Origin of the sequence: Schinkia azotoformans LMG 9581 (genome assembly GCF_000307855.1) — a bacterium.
In the GTDB taxonomy this organism is placed as follows: Bacteria; Bacillota; Bacilli; order Bacillales; family Bacillaceae_J; genus Schinkia; species Schinkia azotoformans.
The window spans coordinates 1-9864 of record NZ_AJLR01000058.1; the positions used below are offsets into that span (position 1 = coordinate 1).

Annotated in this window: 10 protein-coding genes and 2 pseudogenes; 8 read left to right on the forward strand and 4 right to left on the reverse strand. The window is 34.7% G+C overall.

Going from position 1 to position 9864, the window contains the following annotated elements:
- Positions 1-540: 540 nt before the first annotated feature.
- Positions 541-718: pseudogene (locus tag BAZO_RS21715) on the reverse strand (transposase); the annotation flags it as partial.
- A 435-nt stretch (positions 719-1153) separates the two neighbouring features.
- A complete protein-coding gene (locus BAZO_RS10280; protein WP_003331402.1) occupies positions 1154-1600 on the reverse strand; it encodes a hypothetical protein in 447 nt (148 codons plus the stop codon).
- A gap of 367 nt (positions 1601-1967) precedes the next feature.
- Between BAZO_RS10280 and BAZO_RS10285 the strand changes: the two genes are divergently transcribed.
- The 6 genes from BAZO_RS10285 to BAZO_RS10305 all read left to right on the forward strand — a co-directional run bounded on the left by BAZO_RS10285 (position 1968) and on the right by BAZO_RS10305 (position 6229).
- On the forward strand, positions 1968-2492 hold the full coding sequence (locus BAZO_RS10285) for a hypothetical protein (RefSeq protein ID WP_003331403.1): 525 nt from the start codon (positions 1968-1970) through the stop codon (positions 2490-2492).
- A 134-nt stretch (positions 2493-2626) separates the two neighbouring features.
- Positions 2627-2968: a tyrosine-type recombinase/integrase gene (locus tag BAZO_RS23410; RefSeq protein WP_157382114.1), complete on the forward strand. Its 342-nt coding sequence runs from the start codon at positions 2627-2629 to the stop codon at positions 2966-2968.
- Positions 2965-3924, forward strand: a complete 960-nt coding sequence (locus tag BAZO_RS10295; RefSeq protein ID WP_003331405.1) for a tyrosine-type recombinase/integrase — start codon at positions 2965-2967, stop codon at positions 3922-3924. The genes BAZO_RS23410 and BAZO_RS10295 overlap by 4 nt, the downstream gene beginning before the upstream one ends.
- Positions 3914-4954 carry a tyrosine-type recombinase/integrase gene (locus tag BAZO_RS10300; protein ID WP_003331406.1) on the forward strand — a complete coding sequence of 347 codons (1041 nt, stop codon included), beginning with the start codon at positions 3914-3916 and terminating at the stop codon, positions 4952-4954. The genes BAZO_RS10295 and BAZO_RS10300 overlap by 11 nt, the downstream gene beginning before the upstream one ends.
- Before the next feature lie 168 nt (positions 4955-5122).
- Positions 5123-5275 (forward strand): hypothetical protein, encoded by a 153-nt coding sequence (locus tag BAZO_RS23415; RefSeq protein WP_407697192.1) that lies wholly within the window; start codon positions 5123-5125, stop codon positions 5273-5275.
- 282 nt (positions 5276-5557) lie between these two features.
- The gene (locus tag BAZO_RS10305; protein WP_003331409.1) at positions 5558-6229 is read left to right on the forward strand and encodes a hypothetical protein; all 672 of its coding nucleotides are present in this window, start codon (positions 5558-5560) and stop codon (positions 6227-6229) included.
- 467 nt (positions 6230-6696) lie between these two features.
- Here BAZO_RS10305 and BAZO_RS21720 read toward each other — a convergent pair whose 3' ends face one another.
- Positions 6697-6831, reverse strand: a complete 135-nt coding sequence (locus BAZO_RS21720; protein ID WP_003331410.1) for a DUF4023 domain-containing protein — start codon at positions 6829-6831, stop codon at positions 6697-6699.
- 457 nt (positions 6832-7288) lie between these two features.
- Between BAZO_RS21720 and BAZO_RS10310 the strand changes: the two genes are divergently transcribed.
- Both BAZO_RS10310 and BAZO_RS21725 read left to right on the forward strand, forming a co-directional pair.
- Positions 7289-8254: an S-layer homology domain-containing protein gene (locus tag BAZO_RS10310; RefSeq protein WP_003331411.1), complete on the forward strand. Its 966-nt coding sequence runs from the start codon at positions 7289-7291 to the stop codon at positions 8252-8254.
- A 253-nt stretch (positions 8255-8507) separates the two neighbouring features.
- Positions 8508-8774 (forward strand): annotated as a pseudogene (locus BAZO_RS21725) (transposase); the annotation flags it as partial.
- Positions 8775-8957: 183 nt separating this feature from the next.
- Here the strand turns inward: BAZO_RS21725 and BAZO_RS10315 are convergent.
- Positions 8958-9503, reverse strand: a complete 546-nt coding sequence (locus BAZO_RS10315; RefSeq protein ID WP_003331412.1) for a sigma-70 family RNA polymerase sigma factor — start codon at positions 9501-9503, stop codon at positions 8958-8960.
- Positions 9504-9864: the final 361 nt, after the last annotated feature.

The window sequence follows — 9864 nt, forward strand, 5'->3', positions numbered from 1 at the left end:
TCAACATTTTCAATATAATCCTCAATGTGTTTAGAATTTATCAGATAATCATAGGCCTCTAATACCGCAATGTTGTCTATTAAAGTTATATTTTCCTCATTATCAATTGAGTTAGCATAAAATAAAATCACTCCATAAGAATATATGTTCTTTTTTGTTCAAAAAAATATTTTGCTTTTTTATAACCAAAATGTAAAACAATTAATTACTATATAAAGTAAAATTCCTTTTTTAAAATACAACCTTCCGATTAAATTTTACAGTATTATCCTTTAATCAGCAATAAAAATGCGAAAATACGTTCGTTATCAGTGTTTTCGTATTTAGCTATTTGCAAATGCCGTTTTTGTACTTATCTCGGACTTACCACTGAATTTAGAGTAAGTAAGGAACAAGAGCGCAATAGTTTGAATAAGACAAATAAAAAAGTCGTTTACTTCTATATTTAGAGCCAAAAAAGTAAATACCCAATCAAAGGTGGCTCCATCCATTTGGAAAATTATTTATAATTAGACCTGTGTGACGACGACGAATTTCTTATCAAGGAATAGCTTTTTCTTCAATTTTTCGAAGCCAAATTTGAATTGCCCATTCGCTTTGTCCGTAGAACTTTTTGATGCTGTTTGATCCATTTAAAAAACAACTCAATTGCCCACCTTGATTTATACATCCCTGAAATTTCTTCAGCACTCAAATCAAAACGATTGGTGATTAAGATAAATTGTCAATGCTACAATTTGTAAGTTTGGATTAAAACGATGAACAAATTACGAGTTGTATTTATGGAAGGTTATGTTAAAATGTACCAAGGAAATTACTGTAGAAGGGGATGAAAAATATTTTTATAACTTCCAATTTAACAATTTTGTACTTAAATTTAGCACTTTTTGTTTTGTTCACAATTAATTCGTTATTTAATTTACTTACTAATAATAAAATGACTAAAAAATTACTAATTGTATATAGTGTTATACAAATATTGGTCATCATTCTTTTTATAATTAACTTTAGTGCTATCTTTACTGTATTGGATATTAAATCGTATGTATTTTGGTTATTCGTCTTTGCTGTTGTGCTATTTCTTCTAATAAACCTCATACGAACAATAAAAAAGAATAAAGCATGAACCCGTTTAGGGGTTCATGCTTATTTTTTATCCGAATCTCCATGCAATGTATGCACCAGTATCTGTTCGGACTTCTTCTACACCGTTTGTGCTATTGTAATGTGTAGTAATCTGTTGGAAATACGTACCTTTATCAACCAACTTTACCTCTACAGCCCAACCCACTCTTGGTGCTATAGATTCTTTTTTGGTTTCATAATAAATGATGTTTTGAAATGATAATACAGACTCAGTAATGCTTAACATCGAATTAGCAAGCTTTGTAGCGATTGATAAGTATTTAAGGCCTGAAAGAGTTCCTGCGGTAGTAAAAGTGATAAATTTAATTAATTCGCCTCTCTTCCAATTTTCTACGTCTTGAGCAGTGAATACTGTTCGAACAGGATTAGAATTCTTTACTTTAACCCAAGGGTAAGCAACTTGCCAACTGTAACCTGTATTAGTGGATAATTTAACTTTGTATTCTCCTAACAAGGGTACATCTACTAGTGCGGTAGTATAATTTGAACTACTTGTAGAACATCTAATCCAGTAAATAAGTTTAGATGTATGTGTGAAATTTTTTCATATGTTAAAATATGTTAAAATATGTTAAAATTAAAACCAGCAGCTCCTGTTTTTTTATGAAAAAATATTAAAAGGTATTTTTTCTTGTAGCTTAATTGAATTAGGCATGGGTAAGCGATTATTCCGATTAAAAAATTATTCCGATATTTTTACTCAATCTTGGCTTTTTGCTATTCCGCTAGCAGAAAAATCGGAATAACTTATAGCTAAGGTCTGGTTGATATCCTATTCTGAATTTGTAGTTAATCTTCAAAATCAGAGAGGAGAATTCAAAATGCAATCAAAACCTATAGTAGAGGGAATCGAAGCTGTCATGAAATTTTGCAACGATTTCCGTAGTCCAGAAACTATCAAAGAGTACTCCAAGGCATGCGAAGCAATCCTAACTTTCTACAAGGAGCATCAACAAGCTTCTTGCGAAGCTGATATCAACAACCAAATTAGATATGAACTCCAACTACCTTCTAAGGAGAAGCAGTCTCTGAAATACTCAGGAGACAGATACACATTCCGTATACTTGGTATGTTGGATGATTATTATGCTAACCAACCTTTCAAGGCAACATATCCTGCCGTAAGCCGATACAAGCATCGGCTTGAACCTTTTTATCAAAATCTTGCGGAAGAGTTTCGGTCCAGTTTAGCGGTAAAGAAAAATACTGTAGCTATGCTTTACTCCATTGCAAGAGATTTTTTCTATCACCTACAGCAACTGTCAGTTACTGACCTTGCAACTATAAATCAGGAAATTCTTTATGATTTTCTTATGATGGAATATAAAGATCATCAGGGCTGTTGATATAGCAAACATAAAACTAGCAGATATCAACTGGAGGGAAATGACTATCCACTTTGTCCAGCACAAGACAGGGTTTGGTTTATCTCTTCCTTTGGTTGCTGATGCTGCTGTAGCCGTTGCCGACTATATATTAAATGCCCGCCCTGAAGCAGACAGCCCATAATATCTTTCTCACTGAAATAGCCCCTTACAGAAGGCTCAGTGACAAATCCAGTGTTGCGAATGTTCTTAATAAGAATATTAAAATCTCTGGTATTGAAAAGAAAAGGCATGACGGAAAATCCTTTCATGCTTTCAGGCGGAGCATGGGCATCTGGTTGCTTGACACAGTATCTTCACCAGAAATGATTTCGCAGATTTTGGGCCATCAAAGTAAGGATGTCCTCAAAAGATATCTGCCGCTATCTCCTTCCAAACTCAGCATCTGTGCCCTTGGATTTGATGGGATACAGGTAGAGTCGGAGGTGTACAGATGAGATACCAGTTCAACAGCCTGTTCGCCGATGACATTCTTGCATATATAAAGTTGCGCTGCTCTCTGGGAAACAAAGAAGATACCTTTGCTCGCAGGCTCCATTCCTTTGACGTTTTCTGCACGGAAAAGTGTCCTGACAGAGCTGACCTTTCACGGGAAATGGCTGAGAGCTGGTGTTCCTTAAGACAAAATGAGAAAGAGAATACCTTGCGGTTCCGTACAAACATACTCCGAAGTTTTTCAAAATACCTTATCAGCATTGGTAAAAACGCCTATGTCCTTCCAGATGGTTTCGCTGGAAAAGGGGTAGCTTTTATGCCATATCTATATAATGATATGGAACTGAGTAGTTTTTTTAACGGGACGGATCACCTGTCGCCCCATCCTTTATCGCCATACAGAGAATACGTTATACCCGTTATGTTCCGGGTGCTCTATTGCTGCGGTCTGCGTCCTCAGGAAGTAAGACATCTAAAGCTTAGCGATGTCAACCTTGAGGATGGTTCTTTTTACATCGAAGACTCCAAAAGAAAAAAGGATCGCATTGTGACAATGTCGCCGGAACTGCTTGAATTATGCCACAAATATAATTGCCTTATCCAGACAGTTCTCCCAGGAAGGGAGTATTTCTTTCAGAATCCTAACGGCGGGCCTTACCAGTCAGCCTGTATTCAGGAGTATTTCTATAAATGCTGGAAATCCGCAAGAGTTTCATTCTCGCAGGATCACAAACCGAGGGTATACGACTTTCGGCATAATTTTGCCACCCGGGTAATCATTAATTGGATGAATGAAAAGAAGGATGTTATGAACCTTCTTCCTTATCTAAGCACATATATGGGGCACTCATCTTTAGAGTATACGGCTTATTATATTCATCTTGTCCCAGAACATCTTAAATCTTCGATTTCGACCGACTGGACTTGTAATCAGAAGGTTCCCAATTATGAAGATTAAGGACAAGCGATTATTCGAACTGTTAAAGGAATATCTTACGGTCTATCTACCATCACAAAGGACTGTGAGCCCTAACACAGTAAAATCCTACAGGGAGACCCTAAACCTTTATATAGAATTTCTTTGCAGTAGTAATAATCTGCAGCTAAAGGACATCTCCTTTAAAAACATTTCAGTTGGCAGTATCAATGCCTTTTTAAAATGGCTTGAGGATGAACGTCATTGCGGATTAACAACACTAAACCATCGTTTGTCAGTGATACGAGCATTTTTGAAATATGTTGGAATGAAAGTGCCAACATACAATGATTATTACTTATCAGCAAGTCAGGTTGCCAAACGTAAACCTGAAAGAAAACTGACGGTAGACCATTTTAGTGAGGAGGCATTGAATGTAATACTCAGCCAGCCTGATCCCCAGACTAGGAAGGGACACCGCGATTTGTTTTATATGATCCTTTTGTATGATACCGGAGCACGGGACTGTGAAATCCTAAATCTAATGCCAAAAGATGTTGTTACAGAAACAGGATCTCCTTATATCATTGTTCATGGAAAGGGAAAGCAAATACGAATGATACCCATCATGAAGGAAACTGTCCAGCATTATAAAAGTTACATGAAACGGTTTCACCAAGATAAAGAAAATAATGTTCCCGTATTTTATACAGAAATCCACGGGGCAAAGCACACTATGTCCGACGATAACGTTGCCCGTTTCATTAAAAAGTATGCGTCTTTAGCTAGATCAACGTGTGCAGATGTTCCAGAAAGAGTGACACCGCACATGTACCGTCATAGCAGAGCATTGAACCTTTATCGTAAAGGCGTACCTTTGCCGCTCATTTCCGAGTGGCTAGGGCATTCAAATCTTGAGACAACATTGATTTATGCCTATGCAGATACCGAAATGAAAAGGGCTGCAATTGAAGAGGTAACTAACACCAATCATCCTATTAGAAAAACTAAAGGATTTGAAAGTGTCGCCTTGGACAATGATACTCTCAAAAGACTCTACGGATTAAGGTAAACGGCAAAAAGTTATTCCGATAGTTTTGTTTGAATTGATTAGGCTTTCAAGCATACCAATTTCAAAAGTCGGAATAACTTTTTAATCGGAATAATCCGTTTTATCCCGATGTCGTAATAAAATTGACATCACCTAATACTGACAGATGAAGTCTAGTTATATTTAGCTGTGATGATGGATTTATGCGGCAAGGAACTTGTTGGCTGGCCGATGGGAAAGAGAATGACCAAAGATTATCTGGTTACATACTTAAATAACGCTCGAAATAAGCGCGAAAAAGTAAGAGATGTAATAGTCTACTCGGACAGAGGGAGCCTATAGTGTTCAAACGAGTACCGAAGGATGTTTAAAAAAGAGTGCTATCAGTGTTCCATGGGCCAGAAAGGGAACTGTTACGATAACGCTCCAATGGAGAGCTTTTGGGCAAACCCAAGCAATAATGGCTTAATGGCAAGCTTTTCAAAACACGCAACGAAGTGCGTGCGGCTGTATTTCGGCATATTAAATCCTACTACTACCGCAAAAAAATTATACGCTGTAAACAGCTATATGATGTCTGAAGAGATTGTGACACAATCAAAAAAATAAAAAAGGGTGTGCAATATGAAAAAAAGATTATTGGTTTGTATTACGATCATGTTGATGCTATCATCGGCTTGTGAAAATGTTAAAACAACATCAACTCCGAGGACATCCAATCCTTCGAATAATAGCGTAGAAAATGCAACGGTTCCCCCAGGTGTGGAAACTTCTCAAACAAATACTACTAGTGAGCCTGAACCTGAAACGGATGAGTCTATTATTCCAAAAAATACAGCTGAATATTGTTCTGGGGTATGGACAAATTTGGATAGTGAAACTGAAACGTTTTTTTATGGAACTTGGAAAGTTGAGAAACTTTTAGGATTTGCAAATTCATATAATGATGCTTCTGAATATCCAACGGGGCAAAAAATTATTGGGGATGAATTTATAATCAAAAAAGACTTCTTTTCATCAAAAGGACTTAAAAACTATAATGATTATCAATATGAACTAAAAAATCCATTATATAGGATGGAGTGGATATGCTATAATACAGACTCTTTTTATAGATTATTTAAAATAAATCCTGATGTTTTAAATATAAATTTAAATGATAAAGTGAAAGATATAGGCATAAGTGATTCTTCTACAAAACTTGGTGTACCCCTAAGTTTTTTTATTGTTAATAATGATAGGCTTATCTTGACATTAGAGGCAACAAACTTTGAGCTAAAAAAAGTCACTGATTAAATGAATTCAGGTTATATAATAAACTTTGTGCTAATAGAATAGAAAATCCCCAAGAAGGCAAGGATGGCCTGTGTAACGATTCTGAAAATGCTTGTGAATCTCGTCTTTTAAACAAGAAAAATTAGCCTAAAGGCTAATCTTTCTTATTTTTATTTAAAGACGAAGCAACGTGTCTGATAGAAAGTTATTTTTGATAAACTTTCATTATAATGCTATTCCGATTAGGGGTAAAAACCATAGAACCGCCTGGGTTGCACTTCTACATTGTCCCACCTTGTTTTATGGTAAAAAGGGCCAATAATACTTTAGATAAATGGGGGGTTTTTTAAACCAATTATTTCTTTTCCTGCGAAGATTGTCGGGTTTTACTTACATAAGATTTAATGCAGACCCATTTATTGGTTATTTAATACCAGTAAAGTAAGACAAATTGTGATACTCACGTAATTGCTAAGTTTTTCAAAAAGCTAATCCATTTTACTTTGACTATGCGACTTATTAGGCAATCTTTTTTCAGGATGGCCTTTCCCGCGTTTGCGATTTTGCTCATCTTTTTGTTGTTTATCATGTATTCTCGCTACAAATTCACTTGTGCTCTCCATTTCGTCTCCACCTTTATCAATGTTATGGTTTAGCGTTTTGGCGGCTTTTTAAATATTGGGCACTGCCACGCTTTTCTTTTTGTTACTATACCCATTTTGAGATAAAAAATGTAGCGGTGGAGCATTAAATTTAAATTTGGCTATGTAGTATTTCAACATACAATCATCTCAATTTTCAAGCCTGTGGACAAGGTGGGATTTAATGCCTATGGGACTTTTGATGACAGGGGGATTCCTCCATATGAAGTAGCGTACTCCAAAGTTGGCTCAATGTAAGTCTTCCCAATATTCGTTTTAATTGTGTTATAATAAATTCCCAGAATATGTTTCTTTCTTTGGCGTTTTGGATCAGTTTAAAGCCTATTCTATTAAAGATTGGAGTATTTTAAATTAGAATTTTCGTATTAGAGCCTTCGAAATTCAGGGTTATTTAATATATCCAAGGGGTGGGAAATATATGAGATCAATTTTTTTAAAGTTCCTATTCGTTTTGTCAATTACTTTAACATTGGTGGCGGGAAATATAAATATTGCTTCAGCTTATAATCATGGGTGGTCCTCTCATGCAATATCAAATTTTTTGGAAAATAAAGTGGATGCTCCAGATGTTTTGAAGGATGAAAAATACTTGGAAAGTTTGACTAGGGAAGATTTTGCAGGATTGATTATTGCTTTTTATGGAATAGCAACTAAAACTGATAAAAATAGTGTAGAGTTGAAACAGCATCCATTTAAAGATACAAATTCTATAGATGTTCAAAGAGCGTACTCATTGGGAATTATAAAAGGAATTAGTAAATCTGAGTACGGTTCGGCAGCTAGCCTAACTAGGGAAGAGTTTGCAACAATGATCAAGCGGTTCTTAAATATGAATGGAATCAACACAGATGCAACTGGTAATTTAAATCAATATGCTGATAAAAATGAAATAAGTAATTGGGCTTATAACTCTATGCTTTATTGTGTTAATAAAGGGATTATTAGGGGTGTTGGTGTTAGAGAACCGAAACTAGATCCTAAATCACCTATTACTGTAGAACAAGCCCTTACCATTTTAAATAGAATCGCTTTAGAATATAACTGGTTTACCCCTTCGAAAGATGTTTATTATAGTGGCTTTTTAGTACCAATAAATAATGAATTGACCGTTATTACAGATGGAGACACTACTAGTATACATATAGAGTGGAGTAAGATAAAAGACTATACTAAGTTAGAAAACGACTTATTTTATATGTTAAATAGTAAAATAAAAGATACCACGAAAACAAGTGAGATAGTAAAACGTATCATGAATACACAATTTGATTATGAAAATGGAATTAGGAAAAATTTATGGTCAGATAGTTTTGAAATTGGAGAAATGAAGGTATATATGAATACCGATGACAATGACGCTGTAACTTGGCTACACGTAGAGTAATATTAGTATTAAGTTAGAAAACAAGGGATGCTACATATGCGACAACGACACCCTTTGTTTGATGAAAAATGAATTATCTAAAATCACAAGAACCTGTGTCTTTAACGTATCCTTCGCTGTCTTCTGTCGGGGTCAGATATCCGTATCTATTGCCATTCATTGAGCCTTCGTCAGCATACCGTGTTAAAACGCTATTATTTATTCTTAATTTTTCATATGAATAACTTGTTGTAGTAAGTGTAGTCCTTGAGAAGGTTTTTATTTTGACAGAATGAACAGTCATCCCTTCTTAATCAACGAGGTAAAGATGATGTTAAGCCTTCTCGCTTATAATTTAACCAATTGGTTACGAACCCTTTGCTTTCCTGAAGGGCAAAAGGCCATGCAAATTGATACCATACGGACTCGAATCATTAAGGTTGCCAGTAAACTGGTGAAATCAGGTAGATCCTTTTACTTTAAATTATCATCGAGTTTCGTCTATCAGAAGTTCTTTTGGAACGTGTTTGGTCGAGTATAAAAACTCCAGATTGAGTAGCTTAAAAATCGGCTTTTTATTAACAGTACATGAAATTGCACTTACTTGTGGAGGAATCCACACATTTTAAGGAACTATGAATATTTCAGGATGAAGTAAATAAATACTAATAGCAATTGGAAAATTTATATTACCAATTAATGTAATGATGTCATAATCCAATACCTAACAACTCCTTCTTAGTTTTTCTAGGGCTTTATTACGGGTTTTGGAAACAGCCTGTTGGGAAATACACAGTATTTCAGCAATCTCTTTATCTTTTAAATCATCAATATAGGACATTGACAGTATATTTTTTTGATGTTGGGATAAGCTGCGTAATTTCTTTATTAGTTCAACATTTTCAATATAATCTTCGATGCACTTGGAATTTGTCGGGTATTCATAAGTCTCTGATACTGCAATGTTGTCTACTAAAGTCATATTTTCCTCATCATCAATTGATTTATCTAATATAACCATGCACCGTTCTTCTCTCTTTCTTTCACTTTTATCAAAATTGATTGAAAGGTAATAAATGTATTGCGAAAAGTAGCTTAATATCCTTACAGCACGAAAATGTTCTTTAAACCTTTCATCTAATGCCTTCTGATTTTCTGGGGTTGGTTTTTTTAAAAAGAGCAGAAGTAAATTTTGATTTTCCTTTTCAGAGACAAATGTCTTTATAATTGGATTATCTAGTGCTTCTTTTGGAATTAATTGAGTTAGCATAAAATAAAATCACCCTCATAAGAATGTATGTTCCTTTTTTGTTCAAAAAAATATTTCGCTTTTTTATAACCAAAAGGTTAAATAATTAATTACTATATAAAGTAAAATTCCCTTTTTAAAATACAACCTTTCAATTAAATTTTACAATATTAACCTTTTATCAACAACAATAATAAGAAAATATGTTCGTTAGTTGTATGTTGAATTTAGCTATGGTAAACGCCTTTTCACTAAACAGTAAGGAGAATGGATAGTAACTTTAAAGGTTTTATGGAGTGCCAAGCATGATTGCCAAAGCCATGTAACCGTCAAGTAGTTTTGAACACTTTTCGCTAATTAAGTTTGAACACTTTTTATGATG

What these genes read in the sequence shown, in the direction of transcription:
- BAZO_RS10310 (WP_003331411.1), top strand. Translation starts at nt 7,289, where the DNA reads ATGAGATCAATTTTTTTAAAGTTCCTATTCGTTTTGTCAATTACTTTA.
- BAZO_RS10315 (WP_003331412.1), bottom strand. Translation starts at nt 9,503, where the DNA reads ATGCTAACTCAATTAATTCCAAAAGAAGCACTAGATAATCCAATTATA.
- BAZO_RS10305 (WP_003331409.1), top strand. Translation starts at nt 5,558, where the DNA reads ATGAAAAAAAGATTATTGGTTTGTATTACGATCATGTTGATGCTATCA.
- BAZO_RS10300 (WP_003331406.1), top strand. Translation starts at nt 3,914, where the DNA reads ATGAAGATTAAGGACAAGCGATTATTCGAACTGTTAAAGGAATATCTT.
- BAZO_RS23410 (WP_157382114.1), top strand. Translation starts at nt 2,627, where the DNA reads ATGCCCGCCCTGAAGCAGACAGCCCATAATATCTTTCTCACTGAAATA.
- BAZO_RS10285 (WP_003331403.1), top strand. Translation starts at nt 1,968, where the DNA reads ATGCAATCAAAACCTATAGTAGAGGGAATCGAAGCTGTCATGAAATTT.
- BAZO_RS10295 (WP_003331405.1), top strand. Translation starts at nt 2,965, where the DNA reads ATGAGATACCAGTTCAACAGCCTGTTCGCCGATGACATTCTTGCATAT.
- BAZO_RS21720 (WP_003331410.1), bottom strand. Translation starts at nt 6,831, where the DNA reads ATGGAGAGCACAAGTGAATTTGTAGCGAGAATACATGATAAACAACAA.